This is a genomic window from Streptomyces sp. NPDC032126, assembly GCF_055580085.1.
The window spans coordinates 82,120-100,669 of the sequence record NZ_JBVIMA010000013.1 but is presented as its reverse complement, the minus strand read 5'-3'; the positions used below and the strand labels follow the sequence as shown (position 1 = coordinate 100,669).

The window sequence follows — 18,550 nt, the reverse complement described above, 5'->3', positions numbered from 1 at the left end:
GCCGGTGGCGGCAGGCTCCCCGTCAGGACCTGCCGCCACCGTCGCTCCCTCGCTGCCGCTGCCGCCGCTCCTCCCGGCGGCGCAGCAGCTCCTTGCCCCGGCGCCGCGCGGCCACCTCGCACAGGGCCGCCGACATCAGCGGGGCGGTGCGCCGACGGGCGAGCAGCAGCCGCTGGTTGACGACCGGTTCGGGCCGCCAGTGGTGCTTGTACGGCTCGTCGCCGCGCAGCAGGCTCAGCGTGCCGTGCCCGCCCGTGCCGGTGTGCTCGGCGCAGGCGTCGAGCAGCATCACCGCCACGTCCGCCTTGCGCTCCCGCAGCCGGGGGTGGGCGCCGTAGAGATAGCCGCCGGCCAGCCGCCGGGACAGCAGGGTGAGATCGACGGCCACCACGTCGTCGTCCAGCCGGAACTCGGTGACCACCGCGTTACCCGAGCGCACCATCGGCCCCACCGAGCGCACCAGGTGCTCATGGAAACGGGACTGAAGGTGCTCGTTCGTCACCTTCCGGTCCTGCCACTGGAGCCGGTGCAGCTCCAGCAGCCGGCGCAGCGCCGCGTCCACGCCGTCCGGCCGTACGACGGTGCGCTCCACGCCCAGCGCGGTCAGTTTGCGCAGCTTGGCGCGCACCCGCTGGGCCTTCGCCGAGGGCAGCCGGGCGATCAGCTCCGCCATCGGTACGGCGGGCAGCTCCAGGCACACCGAGTCCCCGACCTTGCGCCGGGGCCCGCGCCAGCGGTCGTAGACCTGCTCGACCGCGCTGCCCGGGCGCACCTCGCGGAAGTCGATCAGCGCGGTGCGCGCGGCAGCCGCGAGGCCCTCGGTGAGCGCGGCGACGGCCTCCTCGCCGCGCTCGTCGTCGACCAGGACGTCCCCGTAGTCGGAGATCGCCCCGCCGAGCGGCACCAGCGCGGGCAGCGGGCGGCGTACGGCGGTCAGCGGGGCGGCGGCCAGCAGCTCACGCCCGTCGCGCACCAGCAGCAGCCGCAGCCGGCCGCGCCGCCCGTACGACAGCCACCACGAGTGCAGCCAGGCGTGACTCTGGAACGGCGTGGCCGCCGCGCACCGCCCGTACAACCGCCCCCACTCCGGGGCGAGTTCGGCGAAGGCGCGCTCGTCGGTGAGGACTTCCGTCGTGTATGCCGGTTTCACAGCGCCCCGTGGACCTCGGCCGCCGGAGCCGGACCCGGTACGGCGGCCGGGCGGCCGGTCTCCCGCTCGCGCTCCCGCTTCGGGCGGACCAGCAGCACCAGGGCGCCGAGCAGCCCGCCCGCGCTCGCGCCGACCAGACCGGTCACCGCCGGGGACGCGCCCGACGGCTCGGCCGGCTCGACCGCGCGGGCGAACTGCTGGAGCTCCACGTTGGTGGCGGTCCGCGCGGCCTGCGCGTGCTTGGTCAGCGAGCGCGAGACCGCGTTGGCCATGTCGGCGGCCAGGTCGGCGCGGTCGGAGGTGGCGGTGATCGCGACCATCGGCGCGTCCGGCGAGGTCGCCGTGCGCACGCTCTCCTGGAGCGTCCCGACCGGCACCCCGGCCCACACCTGGGCGTCCCCGAGCACCGCGAGCTGCGTGGCGACCCGGCCGTACGCCTGGGCGAAGCCGAGCGCGGTCGCCGGGTCGGACTTCTCGGTGGGCACGGCGACCACATACGCCGTGGCCGAGTACACGGGTGGCTTGAGCGCGCCGTACGCGCCGCCGAGCAGTCCGCCGGCGACCGCGCCGGCCGCGAGCAGGGACCAGGGCGGGAGCGCCTTGGCGCGACGCAGACGGGCGGACCGGCCGTGCTGCCGGGCGGTGTTCTCGGTCATGAGGAACCGGCTTTCTGGGGTGAGGGGGACGACGGGACGGACGACAGGGGCTGACGGGCGACGACGGCCGCGTACACGTCCATGAGGCGGGCCGCGCTGCGGGCGATGTCGTAGTGGCGGGCGGCGTCGGGCGCGGTGCGCGGGCGCGGTCCTCGCGCGCGTGCCTCGGCGATCGCCGGTACGAAGGCGTCGGGGCCGCCGGTGACACGGCGGGCGTCGGCCGCGCTGTGCGCGGGGAGGTCCTCGATCGCGGGGCAGGAGGCGTACAGCACGGGCAGCCCGGCGGCGAGCCCCTCGACCACGGCCAGGCCGAAGGCCTCCTCGGCGGACGGCGAGGCGAGAAGGTCCATGGCGCAGGTGAGGGAGGGCAGGTCGGGGCCGGGGGAGCCGTCGGGGACGTAGGGCCGTTCGCCGGTGAACAGGACGCGGTCGGCGACCCCGGCCTCGTGGGCGGTGCGCCGCAGCACGTTCTCCTCGGGGCCGCCGCCCACCAGCAGCAGCCAGCAGTCCGCGGGCAGGCGGGCCAGGGCGTGGATCAGCACGTCGAAGCGTTTGCCGGCGGTGAGGCGCCCGACGCCGCCGACGACGTAGGCGCCCTCGGGCAGGCCGAGGCGCTGCCGGGTGCGGTGGCGCAGCACCGGATCGAAGCGGAAGCGGGCCAGGTCGATGCCGTTGGGCACCACCTCGATGCGCGGCGCGGGAACGCCCCAGTGCGTGAGCCGGTCGGCGACCGTGGGGGAGACGGCGACCGTGGCGCGGCCCAGCCGCTCGCCCGCGAGATACAGCGCGCGGACCCCGGGGCTCAGGCCGCGTCCCTCCATCTGCGAGTCGCCGAGGGAGTGTTCGGTGGCGACGATCGCCCGCACGCCGGCGAGCCGCGCCGCCAGCCGTCCGTACAGGCAGGCCCGGTAGAGGTGGGTGTGGACGAGGTCGTAGCCGCCGGAGCGGACGATCCGCACCAGCCGGGGCAGCGCGGCCAGGTCCCGGTTGCCCGCCATGCCGAGGTCGATGACCTTCACGCCGTCCGCGGCCAGCCCGTCGGCGACCGCGCCCGGGTTGGTCAGCGTCACGACGTCGCACTCGACGGGCAGATGCCGCAGCAGCAGCCGCAGTTGCTGCTCGGCGCCGCCCACCCCGAGCCCGGTGATGATGTGCAGCGCCCTCATCGCGTCCCCCCGACGGGCCGGCGGCGCAGCGGGTGCAGCCGGTGCTTGAGGAACAGGCGTACGGCGGTGTCGTTCTGCCCGATGTGCAGCCGGGGCAGGGCGTGCGGGCCGGTCAGCGGGCCGGGGTCGATGGCGCACGCGTACGCGTACCCGGCGTCGCGCACGGCGGCGACGGTCCGTCGGTCCACGGCCCCGTACGGGTAGCAGAAGCCGTTCACCGGTGCCCCGAGGAGCCGTTCCAGCGCGGCCCGGCTCTCGACGGTCTCCGCCGTCAGGGTGAGGTCGTCGGCCCGTGTCAGATCGACGTGGGTGAGGCCGTGCGAGCCGATCTCGACGCCCTCGGCGGCGGCCGCGCGGATGCCGTCGGCGGTCAGCAGCCGTTTGCGCGGGCCCAGCGGATCCCAGGCGTTGTCGCCGCCGAGCCGGCCCGGCAGCACGAACAGGGTCGCCGTGCAGCCGTGGCGCCGCAGCACCGGCAGGGCGCCGGTGAGGAAGTCGGCGTACCCGTCGTCGAACGTCAGCCCGACCAGCTCACCGCCCGCGCCCCGGGAGCGCGCGGCGATCAGCTCGCTCACGGAGACGCCCGTCAGGCCCCGGCGGCGCAGCCAGGCCAGCTGGCCGTCGAGGCGGTCGGGGGTGACCGTGACGCGGTACGGGTCGTGGGCCCGGTCGCCCACCGAGTGGTACATCGCCACCCACGGGACGCGGCCGGGCCGCCGCCCGGCCGGCAGGGGCTCGATGGATTTAACGGGCACGGACATGCGGGAGCCTTCGGGTCGCGGAACGTGCGGAGGTGAGTGCGGTGGCGATGCCCTGGGCGCCCAGCGCCCAGCCGAGCAGGACGAAGACGGCGGTCACGGTGAGCGCGCCCGCGACGAGCGACGGCACGGGCCCGGACACCCGGGACGCGACGAACGTCCCGGCGACCGCGGCGACCGCCGCAGCCCGCACCGGCCGGCTCAGCTCGCGCAGCACCCCGCGCACCCGGATCGGAACGGCCCGCGGCCGCCGGTGCCGGCCCGGCGCCTTCGCCCCGACGAGCAGGACGAGGGCCGTGACGGTGATCCCGGCCGCGTTGGCGGCGGCGATCCCGCCCACGCCCCAGGGCCCCACGGTGAGCGCGCCGACCCAGGACGTCACCACGATCCCCACGGTCATCGCGCCGACCGGGTACCAGGTGGCGCGGCCCGCCGAGAAGTACGAGCGGGCCAGCACGCCCACCATCGTCTGGCCCAGCAGCCCCAGCGCGTACACCCGCATGACGCCCGCCGTGGCGGCCGTGTCCCGCGCGGTGAACGCGCCCCGCTGGAAGAGGAGTTCGACGATCGCCGGGGCGCAGGCGACGACGGTGGCGGTGCCGAGCAGCACCACGCAGGTGGCCAGCGCCAGATCCCGCTCCACCCGGCCACGGGCCCGCTCGACGTCCCCCTCGGCCAGCGCCCGCGCCACCACCGGGAAGGTGACCGTGCACAGCATCAGCGACAGCATCATCGGCATCTGGGCGACCTTTTGGGCGTAGTTGAGGTGCGAGATGGCGCCCTCGGGCAGCCGCGAGGCGAGGAACCGCTCGATGAGGACCTGCGACTGCCGGCACAGCGCGAACAGCAGCACGGTCGCCACGACGGCGGCGTCCAGCGGGCGCGGCTGCTCGTCCACCGCCTCCGCCCCGGCGTCCGTCCTCCTGCGCAACTGCCGCAGCAGCGAGGGAAGCTGCACCGCGACCATCAGACAGCCGCCCGCCGCGACCCCGGCCGCCGCCGAGCGCACCCCCCAGGAACCGCCGAGGACGAGCATCCCGGTGACGATGCCGACGTTGTACGCCACGTAGATCGCCGCCGGTGCCACGAACCGCCGGTGCGCGCGCAGGGCCGCGCTGCAGTACCCGGCGAGCCCGAAGCTCACCACGCAGGTCGCGGTGAGCCGGGTGCAGTCGACGGCGAGGCCCTGGTCGGGCAGGCCGGGGGCGAGGGCCTCCACCAGCTGGGGTGCGAGCGCGGCGACCAGCGCGCCGACCGCGACGAACGCGAGGGCCAGCCGGGGCAGCGTGCCCGCGACCAGCGCCCGCACCGGATCACCGGGGGCGCCCCGCGCGCGCCGGGCCAGCGCCACGCTGAACGCCGGGATCAGCGCGAAGGCCAGCCCGTCCTCGATGAGCAGCGTGGCCGCGAACTCCGGGACGGTCCACGCCACGAGGAAGGCGTCCGTGTCGCGGCCCGCCCCGAACAGCCGGGCCAGCGCCTGGTCGCGCACCAGACCGAGCAGGGCACCGGCGAGCGACAGCCCGGCGGTGACGAGAGCGGCCCGGGCGAGGAACCTCCGGGAGGCGGGCGGGAGTTCGGCGAGTTCGCCGGGGGTCTCCCCGGACCATACGGTGGCCTCCCCGGACGGCACGGGTGCGGCGCGGTCCGTCCTGGACGTCCGGGAGGGCGTCACCGTCATCGCGCGGGGGCCTCCTCGCGGCCCCCCGGAACGCCGGTGCGGCCGTCCGGCCGGGCGACCGCGCCGACCAGCGCCCACCAGGCCGCGAGGCCGAAGCAGACGGCGGTCAGCACGGTCGAGGGGCCACCGATGTCGGCGTACATGAAGTCGGTGAGCTGCCAGATCATCAGCCCGCAGGCGACCAGCGCGCACTCCGGCCCCGGGCGCCCCCGGTGCGTCGCCAGCAGCCCGCGCAGCGCGCACACCAGCAGCGCCAGCCAGCTGCCCCCGAGGGCGAGCAGTCCGATCAGGCCCTGTTCGCTGAGGATCAGCAGATACATGTTGTGCGGGGACAGCAGCGGCTGCTTGACGTACGCGGAGCCGGCGCCCTCGGTGTCGCTGCCGGACGACAGGGCGAGCGAGGCGCTGCTGTCGCGGTGCTCGGGGAAGCCCTTCAACCCGACGCCGGTCAGCGGCTGTTCGCGCCACATGCCGGTCGCGGCCGCCCACATCGTGTACCGGTCGGTGACCGACTGGTCGGGGGCGTCGGCGACCTGGCCGATGCTGCTGATGCGCTCCTGGAGCATCGTCGTGCCGACGCCGAGGCCGCCGACCAGGATCACACCGAGCGCGGCGACGACCGCGCCCACCTTCAGCGCCCTGCGCGGCCCGGCCAGCACCAGCTGCGCCGAGCAGGTCACCGCGGTCGCGATCCAGGCGCCCCGGCTGAAGGACAGGGCGAGCGGCAGCAGCAGCGCGCCCGCGCACACGGCGGCGATCAGCCGCTGCCGTACCGCGGCCCCGCCCCCGGCCGGCCGCCCGGACCCCGCCCGGCCCGCGGGCCCCAGGGCCAGACCCACCGCGCAGACGATCCCGAAGGACACGACCGTCGCCATGCCCATCACGTCCTGCGGCCCGAACGTGCCGACCGCGCGGATCTCCTCGCCCTGGTACGAGGCGCCGGTGCCAGTGACGTACTGGTGCACGCCGACCGCCCCCTGCCAGCCCGCGAGCCCCACGAACGACCAGGCCAGCAGCCGGAAGTCGCCCCGGTCGCGGATCAGCAGCAGGACGGCCGCCGGGACCAGCACGAAGATCTGCAGATAGCGGCCGAAGCCGGTGATCCCGGCCCCCGGCGAGGCGGCGCCCATCGCGGCGAGCGCGAGCCCCGTCACCGGCAGTCCCAGGATCACGGCGGCCGTGCGCGACAGGGGGCGCCGACGCCGCCGTAGGAGCCGTACGGCGCAGTACAGGACGACCAGCGCCGACAGGGCGTCGGCCGGACCCGCGCCGCCCTCGCCGCCGGGGCCGACGGGCAGGGCGAGCAGACCGATCACGGCCGCCACGGGCAGGACCGGCGACAGCGTCCGGGCGCGGGGCAGGGGCAGGGCGAGGGACATCGGACGGTTCAGCTCCCGGTCGGTCGCACGAAGGCGGCCGCGGTGCGCAGCAGGATGCAGACGTCCTGCCACAGCGACCAGTTGTCGATGTAGGCGTTGTCGAAGCGGGCCCGGTCCTCGATCGAGGTGTCACCGCGCAGGCCGTGGATCTGGGCGAGCCCGGTGATGCCGGTCCGCATCCGGTGGCGGGCCGCGTAGCCGGGGTAGGTCTGGCTGAACTGGCCGACGAAATAGGGGCGTTCGGGGCGCGGTCCGACCAGGCTCATATCGCCCCGGAAGACGTTCCACAGCTGGAGCAGCTCGTCCAGCGACGTCGTGCGCAGGAAGCGGCAGAAGCGGCTCATCTCGCGCTCACCGGCCACGCTCCAGCGGGTCGCCGCCTCGTGCTCGTCGGCCGGCCGGTGGGTGCGGAACTTCAGCAGGGTGAAGGGGCGCCCGTCCTGTCCGATGCGCTCCTGCCGGAACACCACCCCCCGCCCGCCGCTGATCCGCAGCACCGCCGCGCACACCAGCAGCAGCGGGGCGGCCAGCACCAGCAGGGGACCGGAGACGGCGATGTCCAGCAGCCGCTTGCCGACGCTGCCCCGCCGCCGGACGCCCATGTCCAGACGGCGGCGCGAGAAGCCGGCGAGCTGCTCGCGCGTGGCGTACGAGGGGGAGTCGGGGTCGAGCTCCCACACCGTGCAGCCCGACTCGGCGAGCGCCCGCAGCAGCGGGCCCTGGGCGGTGCGGGCGGCGGGGTCGACGCACAGGATCTCGCGCACCCCGTTCTGGATGAGCGCCCGCTGCACCTCCTGGCCCGTCGTCAGGACCGGGAGTCCGCCGCTGCCCTCGGGACGGCCGGCGACGACGCCCACCGGCCGCACTCCGCAGCGCGGGTGGCGCAGCACGGCGGCCGCCACACGCTGCGCGGTCGCGGCGGGGCCGACGACGAGCGCCGCCCGCGGATGCCGCAGCAGCGCCCGCCGACGGCGCCCGTGGACCAGCGCGCGGCCCGCGCACGCCACCGCGCACTGCACGCCGAAGCCGACGGCCAGGGTGCGCGCCGACAGGGCGTGCGCCGGGGCGCGGGCGGCGACGAGCGCGGCCAGGGCGAGCCAGGCGACCGCGATCCGGCCGCAGACGTCGGGCAGTTCGTCCAGCACGCCGGCCACCGGCCGGGCCCGGTGCGGCCGCAGCAGCATCGTCGCCGCGACCAGCAGACCGACCACGAGCGGGCGGCGCTGCGCCTCGGCCAGCGCCGGCACGCCCGCGAGCGCGGCGAGGCCGTCGGCGAACAGCAGCGGCAGGGGCGAGACGGGCCGCGCCGGGGGCCGCCGGGCCGGGAACCGGAATCCGGTGCCCGTGCCGCGCCGCGGGATGACCGAGACGGGTGAGAATCCGGGCCCCGCGGTGGGGGACGGGACGGTGCTTTCCGCAGTCACGAGTGGATGGACTCCCTGCACTCGGAGGGCACGGCATGCGAAGCCGGCGCGTGGCCGAGCAGGTCGCGGTAGAGATCCGCGACCGCCCCGGCCGTGCGCCGCACGTCGTGCGTGGACAGGACGTAACGGCGCCCCTGGGAGCCGAGCGACTCGCGCAGCAGCGGATCGAGCAGCAGACCGGCGACCGCCCCGGCCAGCGCGGCGGGACGCTCCGCGGGCACCAGGCAGCGTTCGGCGAGCGCGGGCGGCAGGCTCTCCCGGGCGCCGTCCACCTCGGTCACCACCACGGGCCGGCCGCAGGCCATCGCCTCCAGCGGGGCCAGCGCCATGCCCTCCCAGCGCGACGGCAGGACCACCAGATCGGCGGCCTGGTACCAGGGCACGGCGTCGGCGACGGCCCCCGCGAACAGCACCGACCCCGGTGCCCGGGCGCGCAGCCGATCGCGCTCCGGTCCGTCGCCGACCAGCACCAGCCGCGCGCCGGGCACCTTTTCCGCGACGGTTCGCCAGGCGTCGAGCAGCACGTCCTGGCCCTTCTGCCGGCACAGCCGCCCCACGCACACCACCAGCGGTGCGGCCGGGTCGACGTCCGGGAGGAGAGCGGCGCGCACGGTGCCGACGGCGGCCGGGTGGAAGCGCTCGGGGTCGATGCCGTTGGGGACGACCCGGTAGCGCCCGGTGATCCCGGCCCGCCGCCCGGTCGCTCGCTCGGCCTCGCTCACACACACCAGCCGGTCGGCCCAACGCGCCCCGAACCGCTCCCAGGTGAGGGCGACGGCCGCGGTGGGCCCGCCGACCGCCTCGAACGACCAGGCGTGCGGCTGGAACACCGTCGGGATCCGCCCGCGCACCGCGAGCCGTCCGGCCAGCCCGGCCTTCGCGCTGTGCGCGTGCACCAGGGCGGGCCGCACGTCGTCGAGGACGCGCGCGAGCCGCCGTACCTCACCCGGGAGCGCGGGCCCCGGCGCCCGCGTCGCCTCCCACCGCCGTACGTCCGCGCCCAGGTCCCGCAGATGACCGGCGAGGGGGCTCGCGGGGCAGGCGACCGTGACGCGCAGCCCGGCGGCGAGCTGGGCCCGCGCCAGATCCGTCACGACGCGGGCGACCCCGCCGTCCACCGGCTGGGTGACGTGCAGAACCCCCGGGCCGGGATCGGGTGCTGGCTGATGCATCGCGCGTTTTCCTCGCTCACGGGTGGCGCTCGGGACGGGCGGGAACGCGCCTGGTCACTGCCGGGCGTCGACGGTGACGAAGAGCGCGCCGGCCCATGCCGCGTCCCGCTGGGAAACGAGCCGGACGGCCGGCTGGTCACCGCCGTGCCGCAAACCCGGGCCGAGATCGAACACGTCCGAGTCGTAGCCGAGGGTGTTCGCGTACGCCGGGACACGCGCCGCCGGAGCCTCCCCCGGCTCGCTGATCGTGGAGTTCAGTACGTCCGCCGCGGGGTTGGCGGGATCGGTGAGCGCGACGGCGGCCCGGTGACCGGTCGAGAACATGAGCGAATCCCCCGTACGGCCGCGGTCACCGTCGTAGGCCACCAGTCCGGCCGTGCCGTGGGCGCCCGCCGGCAGGCCCAGGTCCAGGCGCGGGCCGGTGGCGTGGTCCAGGGTGTCGAAGCCGTCCCACAGGGCGAGGTGGCGTAGCGGTTCGCCGGCTCTCTCGTACGCCACGACGAGCGTCCAACCGCCCCACGCGCCGTCCGCCGATCTGCCCATCGCCGCGTTGATCTGCGCGACGGTGTACAGGCCCGAGCCGCTGTCGCGCACGAGCCGCGTGACGTCGGCGCCGGCCTGGTAGGCGTCGGCGCCCCCGGACGCGGCCGGGACGCGGTGGCCGACGAGGGTGTCCGCGAGGACCTCCTTGTACTGGCCGCCCGGCTCGGCGATCAGCACCCGCCCGTTGTCCCGCGCGGGCTTCTGCTCGCCGACGCGGAGATTGCCGCCCCAGTACAGGCGCGCGTACGTGACCCGCGCGCCCGGGGGCAGACGGACCTCCGCGCGGGAGGAGTTGTAGGTGTTCGGATCGCTGTCGACGTCCACGTAGAACATGTCGAAGTCGTCGTTCGCGGCCGCGCCGCCCGCGCGGGCCCCGGCGCATCCGGGGGCCGTCGTACGGCAGCTGACGGCCGTGTTGGCCGCGCGCACCCACCCGCCGTGCTGGGTGGCCCGATAGCGCTCGGCGAACGGGATGCGCTCCGCCTCGGCGGGGGCCGGCGCGGACACGGCCCCCGCGCCCGACGGCGCCCAGAGCGCGGCGAGGGCGAGCAACCCCACCGTGGCGCGGCGCAGCAGCGGACCCGGGGAAGCCAGGGGAAAACGCATGACCGGCATGGCCTTTCGTGCGATTTGCGGGCTATAGGGGTGCGTCGGATGGGCCGCAACTCTAACCGCTATCCGGATTAATCCATCGAAACCGGGCAAGTGTGTCGGATTCGTGGAGCCCACCCTCGGGGGACATCACCCCATTGGCGGCACAACCCCCGCTGATGTCGCGCGTTGACACAGCGCCGGGCATCCCCGCCCGGGTGTTTGTGTCAAAACCCCCAAGGAGCACCTCTCCATGTCGCGTATCGCGAAGGGCCTGGTCCTGACCTCCGTTGCCGCCGCGGCCGTCGCCGGCGCCTCCGGCATCGCCGCCGCCGACAGTGGCGCGAACGGTGTCGCCGAGCACTCCCCGGGCGTGCTGTCGGGCAACGTCGTCCAGGTTCCGATCCACGTGCCGGTCAACGTCTGCGGCAACACCGTCAACATCATCGGCCTGCTGAACCCGGCGTTCGGCAACACCTGCGTCAACGACTGACGTCTCGCCGACGGCTGACGTACCGGCGTACACCATCGACCGGCCGCCCTCCAGCCAGGAGGGCGGCCGGTCGCGCGTTGCCCCGAATGGGGGCCCGGTGCGCGACCCGCTCGACGGGCCATGACAAGGGCTCTCACCAGCGAGGATGACGCCGACCGGGTGGGTCGCTCCGGGTGAGCGAGCTGTTGCGGAGTGTCACATCCACTCTCACGGTGGACGCGAGACCCCCGATGGCTCATCGAAAGGAACCCCCATGCGTGGTCTGCCCGTTCGGCGTGTCGCGTCCACCGCACTGTGCGCCGCCCTCGTGATCGGAATAGCCGGCCCGGCCGCTGTCGCGGCCGACGGCGACTCGACCCGGGAGCGCGTCCATGCGGCGTCCCGCGCGCCCGTCCCCGGCGCGGACGCGCTGCTCGCCCAGGTCAAGAGCCTGGGCGACCTCGGATCCGTCCTCACCCCGGTCACCGATCTGCTCAACACCGTGCTGGCCGCCGACGACGGCCAACTGACCGCCGATCAGGCGAAACAGCTGGGCGACGCGGTCGCCGCCGCCATCGCCAAGATCACGGGCGCGGTACCGGTGACCCCGCCGGCCACGACGACGCTGCCGGACACGTCGTCCACGACGACACTGCCCGACACCTCCTCCACGTCGACGCTCCCGGACACCTCGGGCACGACGACCCTGCCGCAGACCCCGGCGGAAGCGGCGACCCCGGCGCTGTCGGCGACGTCCTCGCTGCCGGCGACCTCCGCCCTGCCCGCGACGCCGGCCCTGCCCGCGACGCCCTCGCTCCCCCTTCCCCCGGTGAAGAGCGGCCTGGACGACGGCAAGGCGGGCTCGGCCAAGCACGCGGTGCGGGCCGATGTCGTCGCCGACGCGCTCGCCGGCCTGCAGAAGGCGGTCGCCACGCTGCTCACGGCGGTCGAGTCCGGCGACGTCACCCAGGTCGTCCCGGCGGTCACCGGGGTCGTCACCGGCCTGGTCAACCTGCTGGCCGCGACCCTCCTCGGCAGCGGCCTGCCCGCGCCCGACCTGCCCGGCCTGCCCACGCTGCCGAGCCTGCCGACGCTGCCGTTGCCGTCCTGACGGATTCCGGATCCGGTGACCAATGTCCGTGCCGGATCCAGTGCTTGTTTCCGCACCCCCGCGCTTTCCTCATCTTCCCCATGGCGCGGGGGTGCAGAAATTTTCTGCGCGTGGGGTTTCCGCCGCGACGGGGAGTCGTTAGGCACGGCGTAAGGAATTCCGTGGTGACGCGAGTTGCCGAGTTTCCGAGTTTTCCGAGTTGCCGAAGAAAGGAACCCGATGAAGTCCCTGAAGGCTGCCGCTGTCGTTGCCGGAACCGTGGCCCTCGCCGGCGTCGCCGCCCCCGCGTTCGCCCACAGCGCCGCCGACCTCACGCCCACCAGCCTCAACGGCGCCGTGAACACGCTCACCCAGGGAGGTCTGACCGCCCGTGACGTGATGCCGCTCCAGCACCAGTCGAACGCCCTCGACACCGAGAACACGGGCTCCGCGCTCAACGCCGTCGACGGCGCGACCAGCGCGCTCAACAGCAGCGGCTCGCTGCTCGGCGGACTGCCCCTGCAGGGCTGAGCACCGCCGCGCGGCCCGCGCGCGAAGGGCCGGAACCGTGGGGCACGGGACCGGCCCTCGCCGCTGTTCGAGCCGCGTCCCTCGTTCGTGTGGAGCAGCCCGTCGGCGTCCTCCGCCCGGGTGAGAACACGCCCGGCCGCCCCCCGGCCCGTCGATAAGGTCGCGCGGTGACCTCAACCACCAGCGCCACCCGCCCCTTCCGCCCCGCCGACCTGGGCACCCTCGTCGTCATGCCGTGGAGCGGCGAGGCCCCCGACGGCAGCGACATGCCCTACCTGCTCGCGTACTCCCTCGGCGACGCGGAGGGCGGCGCCGAGACCACCACCGCCGCCATCGAGCACTTCCTGAACGACAACGGGCTGCCCGTCGGCGGCGACCTCGTCGACGGCACCGAGCGGCCCAGCCTGCCCGTCACCCTGCTCGTCGAGTCCGGCGCGGCCGTCCTCAACATGCCGAGCCTCAACGCCCAGTGCCTGCCGCCGGCCGAGTGGCTCGACGCCGTGCGCCGGCGCGGCTACGCCTACCTCGTCTTCACCACCCGCCCCTGGCCGGAGGCCACCCCGGGCAAGGCCGTCGAGGCGGAGCAGCTGGCCGCGTTCGCGGGCGCCGAGGAGACCCTGACCGCCGCCGCGCACATCGTCCTGCCGGCCCGTAGCCTGCGCTCCTGATGACACCGGCCGCCGGGGCGGAACCGGCGCGAGAGGTGCCGCCCGGCCGGGCGCGGCCGGAGCCGGCCGGCGGCGGCCTCGCCCTCGCCCTGCTGATCGTCCTGAGCGGAGCGGCCGGACTGCTGGCCTCCTGGGTCATCACCCTCGACAAGTTCAAGCTGCTGGAGGACCCCGACTTCACCCCCGGCTGCAGCCTGAACCCCGTGGTGTCCTGCGGCAGCGTGATGAAGAGCGACCAGGCGTCGGCCTTCGGCTTCCCCAACCCGATGCTGGGCCTGGTCGCCTACGGCATCGTCATCTGCGTCGGCATGAGCCTGCTGGCGGGCGCGGCCTTCCCCCGCTGGTACTGGCTGACGTTCCTCGCGGGCTGCCTCTTCGGCGTGGGCTTCGTGACCTGGCTGCAGTTCCAGTCGCTGTACCGGATCAACGCGCTGTGCCTGTGGTGCGTGCTCGCGTGGATCGCCACGATCGTGCTGTTCTGGTACGTCCTCTCCGTCGACGTACGCGAGGGGTTCCTGCCCGCTCCCGCCTGGGTGCGGACGTTCTTCGCCGAGTTCACCTGGGTCGTGGCCGTCGTGCACCTGGGGGTGATCGGGATGCTGATCCTGACGCGTTGGTGGGATTTCTGGACGAGCTGACCATGCGAAGGTCGGGCGATTGGTGCGGCCGGGGGAATTGTGCAGTGGTGGCGTTTTCCGGCTCGTTATTCGTACGCACGCACCGCCCGCTCCGACATCCGAAAGGGCCCGTATCCGACATGAAGTCGACCACCCGAGGAACCCTCGCCGCAGTGATCATGGCGGCCGCTGCCGGTGCCGCCGCCTCCGCGACCCCCGCCGCGGCGATCGGCACGGTTCCCATTCCCGTGCCGCTGGACGGCGTCGAGAAGTCCCTCAACGTGGAACTGCCAAAACTCGGCGGGGAAGTGCCGCTGCCGATGCCCGGCGCGCCCGACGGCCCGCGGTACGTCGAGGGCCGGCTCATCCCGGAGCGGGTCGTCCCGCAACTCCCGGTCGGCGCCGGGCTGCCGGGCGCCGGGCTGCGCGCGCCGCTGCCGGAGATCCTCGGCGACGGCTTCGACCACGTCGGCCTCTCCGCCCCCGCCTCCGACCTGCGCACCCTCGGCCCCGGCGTCGCCCTTGACGCCCCGCTGACCCCGCCCAACCCCGACAACTTCGGCCTCCCGGACCTGAAGCTCCCCCAGGCGGGTGTGCTCACCCCGGTCCTCCAGGCGGTCCCGGGGGCGGACCTGGGACTGGGCGGCGGGCTGTAACACCGGCTGCGACACCGGCGCCGGCTGGGCATACGGGTCCGGGATGCTCCCGGGCCCGTTTCCTTGTCCGGAGCTTCCAGGGGCCCCGGATTCCCGGATTCCCGGGTGGGGGCGGGCCGTTCGGGCGCCGGGTGGTGACCAGGTGGCGGGGTCGGCGGTTTACCGGGGTGACACGAGAAGCGTACGAGGAGGTCGGCATGGTCGTTGGCGTCGGAGGAATGCCCGCGGACGCGGGGAGATGGGGAGCGGGCCGGGCGCGGGGCGCGCGGCGGCGCGATGTGCTGCGCGGGCTGCTCGGCGCCGGAGCGGTCCTCGCGGTCGCCCCCGTCGTCGCCGCCTCCCGGCCCCCGGGCCCGGGCGACACCGGCGGCTCCGGGGAGAGCGGCTTCGACGAGACGTACCGCGGGCGGCACATCGTAGGCGTCCCGCTCGCCGCGGAGCGCGCGGAGGAGGCCGCGCGCTGGCAGGTCAGCATCGACGGCCGTCCGCTGCACCTGATGCGCCGCGCGGACGGCACCTGGCTGAGCATGGTCGACCACTACCGCTCGTACGCCACCCCGCTGGAGGCGGCCCGCGCCGCCGTCGACGAGCTCGGCCCCGGCGAGCAGCTGCGCGACACCGGCGAGCACATGCGCGCCCCCGGGGCGGCCCACAGCCCGCACGATCACATGCACCTGGGGGGACACGATGGTCTACACCCGTAAGGACGTCAGCACGCTCACCGCGGCCGAGAAGCGCCGCTTCGTCAAGGCGCTCCTCGAACTCAAACGACGCGGCGAGTACGACCAGTTCGTCCGCACCCACATCGAGTACTACGTCTCCGACGGCGAGGACGGACTGCGTACGGCCCACATGGCGCCGTCCTTCCTGCCCTGGCACCGCCGCTTCCTGCTGGACCTGGAGCGGGCGCTGCGCCGGATCGACTCCTCGGTGACCCTGCCGTACTGGGACTGGACGCGCGACCGCAGGGCCACCTCGGCGCCGTGGACGAAGGACCTCCTCGGCGGCACCGGGCGCAGCTCCGACCACCAGGTGACCACCGGGCCGTTCGCCTACGCCACCGGCGCGTGGACGATCCGGGAGGGCATCACGACCGGGGAGTTCCTCACCCGGGACCTCGGCCGCCCCCGCGACCCGATCGAACTGCCCACGAAGAGCGAGCTGGAGCGGGCGCTGCAGGACCCGGTCTACGACACCTCGCCGTGGAACTCCACGTCGACGGGGGGTTTCCGCAACCGGCTGGAGGGCTGGGGCACCGGGCGGGGCAGCGCCTCCTGGCACAACCACAACCGGGTGCACCGCTGGGTCGGCGGGGCGATGGTCGGCGGCGCGTCCGTCAACGACCCCGTCTTCTGGCTCCACCACGCCTTCATCGACCTGCAGTGGACCCGCTGGCAGCGGCGCCACCGCGAGCACCGCTATCTGCCGGCCGAGCCACCCGGCTGGGGCGACAGCCAGCGCGGCCGGGTCGTCGCCCGCCACCAGAAGCTGCCGCCGTGGGATGTGACGCCGGATCAGCTGGAGGATGTGAGCGGGATCTATCGGTATGCGTGAGGGGGCGCGGGCGGGCGGGGACGTGACATTCGTCCGGACGCGGACGTGAAAGAGCCCCGGCGCTCGATGTGCCGGGGCTTCCTCACGCGGTGCGTGCGGGGTGACGTACGGTCAGTTGCCGTAGCCGTAACCGCCGTGGCCGCTCTTGTCGCCGTGGTCGGAGACGTTGGCGCAGGTGTTGCCGAACGCCGGGTTCAGCAGGCCGACCACGTCGACCGTGTTGCCGCAGACGTTGACCGGGATGTGGATCGGGACCTGGACGACGTTGCCCGACAGGACACCGGGCGAACCGACGGCCGCGCCCTGCGCGCCCGCGTCCGCCATGGCGAGGCCGGTCCCGCTCAGGACCACGGCACCGGTGCCGACGGCGACAGCGGCGGCCTTCGCGATGCGAGACATCACGTACTCCTTCTGACTCGGTACGCACGGCGGCATAGGGCGCCACCGCACTCCCCGTTCAACGCGGCCGGCCGGGAGCGGTCACGGGGGAGGGGGCGCGGATCACCCTTCTGCGCGCCTCCCCGCCGCCGTTGAGCAGCGCGAACGCCGGCCCGGAGGATCTCGTACGGGATTCCGCCAAGGCGTGTTCAGGGCCTGCTCAGGGGCAGGTGACGACCTGGCCGGCCCAGGAGAGACCGCCACCGAAGGCGAAGAGGAGGACGGGGGAGCCGGAGGGCAGCTCGCCGCGTTCGACCAGCTTGGCGAGGGCGAGCGGGACGGAGGCGGCGGAGGTGTTGCCGGAGTCGACGACGTCCTGGGCGATCACCACGTCGTCGCGCAGGTCGAGCCTGCGGGTGAGGGCCTCGATGATGCGCAGATTGGCCTGGTGGGTGACGACCCCGGCGAGATCGGTGGTGGCGACGTCGGCCCGCTCGCACGCCTCGCGCAGGGCGGCGGGCAGTTCGGTGGTGGCCCAGCGGAAGACGGTCTGGCCCTCCTGTGCGAACCGTGGCTGCCAGGCGCCGGCCAGTCGTACGGCGTCACCGCGCGTGGGATCGGAGCCCCAGACGACGGGCCCGATCCCGGCGCCGTCCCCCTCGGTCGCGCTGATCACGGCGGCTCCGGCGCCGTCGCCCAGCAGGACACAGCTGCTGCGGTCGGTCCAGTCCGTGACGTCGGACATCTTCTCCGCGCCGACGACCAGGGCGTGCCGGGCGGCTCCGGCGCGCACGCTGTGGTCGGCGGTGGCCAGGGCGGTGCAGAAACCGGCGCAGCCGTTGTTCAGGTCGTAGGCGACGGCGGCGGGGATGCCGAGGCGCGCGGCGACCTGGGCGGCGATGGACGGGCAGCGATCGACGGCCGAACAGGTCGCGACGGTGACCAGGCCGATGTCGGCGGGGTCGAGGCCGGCGGCGGAGAGAGCCTTGGCGGCGGCGGTGGCGGCGAGGTCGGTGACGGACTCGTCCGGGCCGGCGATCCGGCGGGTGGCGATCCCGGTGCGCCGGCGGATCCACTCGTCGCTCGTGTCGACCATGCCCTCCAGGTCGGCGTTGGTGAGCACGCGGGAGGGCTGGTGGTGGCCCAGGGCGGCGATGCGGGATCCGGACACGGGCATGGGGCGTCCTCTCGTCGTACGACTGGTTCCGCGAATATAGCAACCGATCGTTCGGAAGCTATAGGGGTCGGCGAGGGCTACGATGGCGGCCATGAGCCCCCGCAGTTCCGTCCTGGAGACCCGTCGCACCCGGCAGCGCATCGTCGACCGGGGTGTGGCGATCGCCTCCCTGGAGGGGCTGGAGGGGCTGACCATCGGCCGGCTGGCGACCGATCTGGAGATGAGCAAGGCGGGGGTGCTCGGCCACTTCGGCACCAAGGCGAGCCTTCAGCTGGCCGTCGTGGACGCGGCGGCGGAGATGTTCCGGTACGAGGTCCCGCAGCGCGTCGGCGATGCGCCGCCCGGGCTGCCGTATCTGCGCGCGGTGTGCGAGGCGTGGGTGTCGTACCTCGAGCGCGGCGTTCTGCCCGGCGGCTGTTTCTTCACGGCGGCGGCGACCGAGTTCGACGGCCGGGGCGGTCCGGTGCGGGACGCCGTGGCGCGCCTGAACGAGCAGTGGCAGCACGGCTTGCGCGTCCACATCCGGCGCGCGGTCACGGCCGGGGACCTGCCCTCGGACACGGACGACGACCAGTTGGTCTTCGAACTGCTCGGCGTGATGCTCGCCCTCAACCACTTCCTGCAACTTCAGCACGACCGTAGCGCCCCGCACCGGGCGCGGGTGACACTGCGTCGACTGCTGGGGTCTTGAGAGACGCCGACCAGGCAGCGGGCCCTCCCGGAGGGAGAGCGGAGTGTCAGCCGTGCCCGGCAGGCGCAGCCGGATATCAGCGTCAGCGGAACAGCTGCGGCACTGGGCAGTTCTCCCATGGCTCCTCCGGCCGGTCGGCCCAGCGCCACCAGACATGCCGACCGGCACACCTCCACAGCGACCGGCAGGCGCGTCG

At 74.6% G+C, this 18,550-nt stretch carries 20 protein-coding genes; 9 read left to right on the top strand and 11 right to left on the bottom strand.

Features of this window, described 5'->3' with window-relative positions; translation table 11 throughout:
* Positions 1 to 22 precede the first annotated feature (22 nt).
* Genes ACZ5NW_RS35170 through ACZ5NW_RS35130 form a run of 9 tightly spaced genes read right to left on the bottom strand, consistent with a single transcriptional unit; the run spans position 23 to position 10,535 of the window.
* Positions 23 to 1,150: a GNAT family N-acetyltransferase gene (locus ACZ5NW_RS35170; RefSeq protein WP_468748089.1), complete on the bottom strand. Its 1,128-nt coding sequence runs from the start codon at positions 1,148 to 1,150 to the stop codon at positions 23 to 25.
* Positions 1,147 to 1,806, bottom strand: coding sequence for a YveK family protein (locus ACZ5NW_RS35165; protein ID WP_468748088.1), 660 nt, complete (start codon positions 1,804 to 1,806; stop codon positions 1,147 to 1,149). The genes ACZ5NW_RS35170 and ACZ5NW_RS35165 overlap by 4 nt, the downstream gene beginning before the upstream one ends.
* A complete protein-coding gene (locus ACZ5NW_RS35160) occupies positions 1,803 to 2,972 on the bottom strand; it encodes a glycosyltransferase (RefSeq protein ID WP_468748087.1) in 1,170 nt (389 codons plus the stop codon). Before ACZ5NW_RS35160 ends, ACZ5NW_RS35165 begins: the two co-directional genes overlap by 4 nt.
* The gene (locus ACZ5NW_RS35155; RefSeq protein WP_468748086.1) at positions 2,969 to 3,733 is read right to left on the bottom strand and encodes a polysaccharide deacetylase family protein; all 765 of its coding nucleotides are present in this window, start codon (positions 3,731 to 3,733) and stop codon (positions 2,969 to 2,971) included. The genes ACZ5NW_RS35160 and ACZ5NW_RS35155 overlap by 4 nt, the downstream gene beginning before the upstream one ends.
* Positions 3,717 to 5,411, bottom strand: a complete 1,695-nt coding sequence (locus ACZ5NW_RS35150) for a lipid II flippase MurJ (RefSeq protein ID WP_468748085.1) — start codon at positions 5,409 to 5,411, stop codon at positions 3,717 to 3,719. Before ACZ5NW_RS35150 ends, ACZ5NW_RS35155 begins: the two co-directional genes overlap by 17 nt.
* Complete coding sequence (locus tag ACZ5NW_RS35145) at positions 5,408 to 6,790, bottom strand: O-antigen ligase family protein (protein ID WP_468748084.1); 1,383 nt, start codon at positions 6,788 to 6,790, stop codon at positions 5,408 to 5,410. Before ACZ5NW_RS35145 ends, ACZ5NW_RS35150 begins: the two co-directional genes overlap by 4 nt.
* An 8-nt stretch (positions 6,791 to 6,798) precedes the next feature.
* The gene (locus ACZ5NW_RS35140; protein WP_468748083.1) at positions 6,799 to 8,214 is read right to left on the bottom strand and encodes an exopolysaccharide biosynthesis polyprenyl glycosylphosphotransferase; all 1,416 of its coding nucleotides are present in this window, start codon (positions 8,212 to 8,214) and stop codon (positions 6,799 to 6,801) included.
* Entirely contained in the window at positions 8,211 to 9,386 is a 1,176-nt protein-coding gene (locus ACZ5NW_RS35135; RefSeq protein WP_468748082.1) for a glycosyltransferase, read from the bottom strand. Before ACZ5NW_RS35135 ends, ACZ5NW_RS35140 begins: the two co-directional genes overlap by 4 nt.
* 54 nt (positions 9,387 to 9,440) lie before the next feature.
* The gene (locus ACZ5NW_RS35130) at positions 9,441 to 10,535 is read right to left on the bottom strand and encodes a DUF3344 domain-containing protein (protein ID WP_468748081.1); all 1,095 of its coding nucleotides are present in this window, start codon (positions 10,533 to 10,535) and stop codon (positions 9,441 to 9,443) included.
* A gap of 238 nt (positions 10,536 to 10,773) precedes the next feature.
* On the opposite strand from ACZ5NW_RS35130, the gene ACZ5NW_RS35125 reads away from it, so the two are divergent.
* From ACZ5NW_RS35125 to ACZ5NW_RS35090, 8 genes are all read left to right on the top strand, one after another.
* Positions 10,774 to 11,013, top strand: coding sequence for a chaplin (locus tag ACZ5NW_RS35125; protein ID WP_468748080.1), 240 nt, complete (start codon positions 10,774 to 10,776; stop codon positions 11,011 to 11,013).
* Positions 11,014 to 11,266: 253 nt separating this feature from the next.
* Positions 11,267 to 12,103, top strand: a complete 837-nt coding sequence (locus tag ACZ5NW_RS35120; RefSeq protein WP_468748079.1) for a hypothetical protein — start codon at positions 11,267 to 11,269, stop codon at positions 12,101 to 12,103.
* 219 nt (positions 12,104 to 12,322) lie between these two features.
* A complete protein-coding gene (locus ACZ5NW_RS35115) occupies positions 12,323 to 12,613 on the top strand; it encodes a hypothetical protein (protein WP_468748078.1) in 291 nt (96 codons plus the stop codon).
* A 167-nt stretch (positions 12,614 to 12,780) separates the two neighbouring features.
* The gene (locus ACZ5NW_RS35110) at positions 12,781 to 13,281 is read left to right on the top strand and encodes a DUF5949 family protein (RefSeq protein WP_468748077.1); all 501 of its coding nucleotides are present in this window, start codon (positions 12,781 to 12,783) and stop codon (positions 13,279 to 13,281) included.
* Positions 13,281 to 13,919 (top strand): vitamin K epoxide reductase family protein, encoded by a 639-nt coding sequence (locus ACZ5NW_RS35105; RefSeq protein ID WP_468748076.1) that lies wholly within the window; start codon positions 13,281 to 13,283, stop codon positions 13,917 to 13,919. Before ACZ5NW_RS35110 ends, ACZ5NW_RS35105 begins: the two co-directional genes overlap by 1 nt.
* Before the next feature lie 119 nt (positions 13,920 to 14,038).
* Positions 14,039 to 14,554, top strand: coding sequence for a hypothetical protein (locus tag ACZ5NW_RS35100; RefSeq protein ID WP_468748075.1), 516 nt, complete (start codon positions 14,039 to 14,041; stop codon positions 14,552 to 14,554).
* 197 nt (positions 14,555 to 14,751) lie between these two features.
* Positions 14,752 to 15,258, top strand: a complete 507-nt coding sequence (locus ACZ5NW_RS35095) for a tyrosinase family oxidase copper chaperone (protein ID WP_468748074.1) — start codon at positions 14,752 to 14,754, stop codon at positions 15,256 to 15,258.
* A complete protein-coding gene (locus tag ACZ5NW_RS35090) occupies positions 15,242 to 16,108 on the top strand; it encodes a tyrosinase family protein (protein WP_468748073.1) in 867 nt (288 codons plus the stop codon). The genes ACZ5NW_RS35095 and ACZ5NW_RS35090 overlap by 17 nt, the downstream gene beginning before the upstream one ends.
* Positions 16,109 to 16,219: 111 nt before the next feature.
* On the opposite strand, the gene ACZ5NW_RS35085 is transcribed toward ACZ5NW_RS35090, so the two are convergent.
* Complete coding sequence (locus ACZ5NW_RS35085; protein ID WP_468748072.1) at positions 16,220 to 16,507, bottom strand: chaplin; 288 nt, start codon at positions 16,505 to 16,507, stop codon at positions 16,220 to 16,222.
* A 199-nt stretch (positions 16,508 to 16,706) separates the two neighbouring features.
* The gene (locus ACZ5NW_RS35080; RefSeq protein WP_468748137.1) at positions 16,707 to 17,657 is read right to left on the bottom strand and encodes a beta-ketoacyl-ACP synthase III; all 951 of its coding nucleotides are present in this window, start codon (positions 17,655 to 17,657) and stop codon (positions 16,707 to 16,709) included.
* A 97-nt stretch (positions 17,658 to 17,754) separates the two neighbouring features.
* On the opposite strand from ACZ5NW_RS35080, the gene ACZ5NW_RS35075 reads away from it, so the two are divergent.
* Positions 17,755 to 18,354: a TetR/AcrR family transcriptional regulator gene (locus ACZ5NW_RS35075; protein ID WP_468748071.1), complete on the top strand. Its 600-nt coding sequence runs from the start codon at positions 17,755 to 17,757 to the stop codon at positions 18,352 to 18,354.
* The last annotated feature ends 196 nt before the right edge of the window (positions 18,355 to 18,550 follow it).

Excerpts from the sequence above, each read along its gene's own strand:
- ACZ5NW_RS35085 (WP_468748072.1), bottom strand. The coding sequence starts at position 16,507 with ATGTCTCGCATCGCGAAGGCCGCCGCTGTCGCCGTCGGCACCGGTGCC.
- ACZ5NW_RS35150 (WP_468748085.1), bottom strand. The coding sequence starts at position 5,411 with ATGACGGTGACGCCCTCCCGGACGTCCAGGACGGACCGCGCCGCACCC.
- ACZ5NW_RS35095 (WP_468748074.1), top strand. The coding sequence starts at position 14,752 with ATGGTCGTTGGCGTCGGAGGAATGCCCGCGGACGCGGGGAGATGGGGA.
- ACZ5NW_RS35130 (WP_468748081.1), bottom strand. The coding sequence starts at position 10,535 with ATGCGTTTTCCCCTGGCTTCCCCGGGTCCGCTGCTGCGCCGCGCCACG.
- ACZ5NW_RS35145 (WP_468748084.1), bottom strand. The coding sequence starts at position 6,790 with ATGTCCCTCGCCCTGCCCCTGCCCCGCGCCCGGACGCTGTCGCCGGTC.
- ACZ5NW_RS35115 (WP_468748078.1), top strand. The coding sequence starts at position 12,323 with ATGAAGTCCCTGAAGGCTGCCGCTGTCGTTGCCGGAACCGTGGCCCTC.
- ACZ5NW_RS35100 (WP_468748075.1), top strand. The coding sequence starts at position 14,039 with ATGAAGTCGACCACCCGAGGAACCCTCGCCGCAGTGATCATGGCGGCC.
- ACZ5NW_RS35105 (WP_468748076.1), top strand. The coding sequence starts at position 13,281 with ATGACACCGGCCGCCGGGGCGGAACCGGCGCGAGAGGTGCCGCCCGGC.
- ACZ5NW_RS35165 (WP_468748088.1), bottom strand. The coding sequence starts at position 1,806 with ATGACCGAGAACACCGCCCGGCAGCACGGCCGGTCCGCCCGTCTGCGT.
- ACZ5NW_RS35075 (WP_468748071.1), top strand. The coding sequence starts at position 17,755 with ATGAGCCCCCGCAGTTCCGTCCTGGAGACCCGTCGCACCCGGCAGCGC.
- ACZ5NW_RS35155 (WP_468748086.1), bottom strand. The coding sequence starts at position 3,733 with ATGTCCGTGCCCGTTAAATCCATCGAGCCCCTGCCGGCCGGGCGGCGG.
- ACZ5NW_RS35135 (WP_468748082.1), bottom strand. The coding sequence starts at position 9,386 with ATGCATCAGCCAGCACCCGATCCCGGCCCGGGGGTTCTGCACGTCACC.
- ACZ5NW_RS35090 (WP_468748073.1), top strand. The coding sequence starts at position 15,242 with ATGGTCTACACCCGTAAGGACGTCAGCACGCTCACCGCGGCCGAGAAG.
- ACZ5NW_RS35120 (WP_468748079.1), top strand. The coding sequence starts at position 11,267 with ATGCGTGGTCTGCCCGTTCGGCGTGTCGCGTCCACCGCACTGTGCGCC.
- ACZ5NW_RS35125 (WP_468748080.1), top strand. The coding sequence starts at position 10,774 with ATGTCGCGTATCGCGAAGGGCCTGGTCCTGACCTCCGTTGCCGCCGCG.
- ACZ5NW_RS35160 (WP_468748087.1), bottom strand. The coding sequence starts at position 2,972 with ATGAGGGCGCTGCACATCATCACCGGGCTCGGGGTGGGCGGCGCCGAG.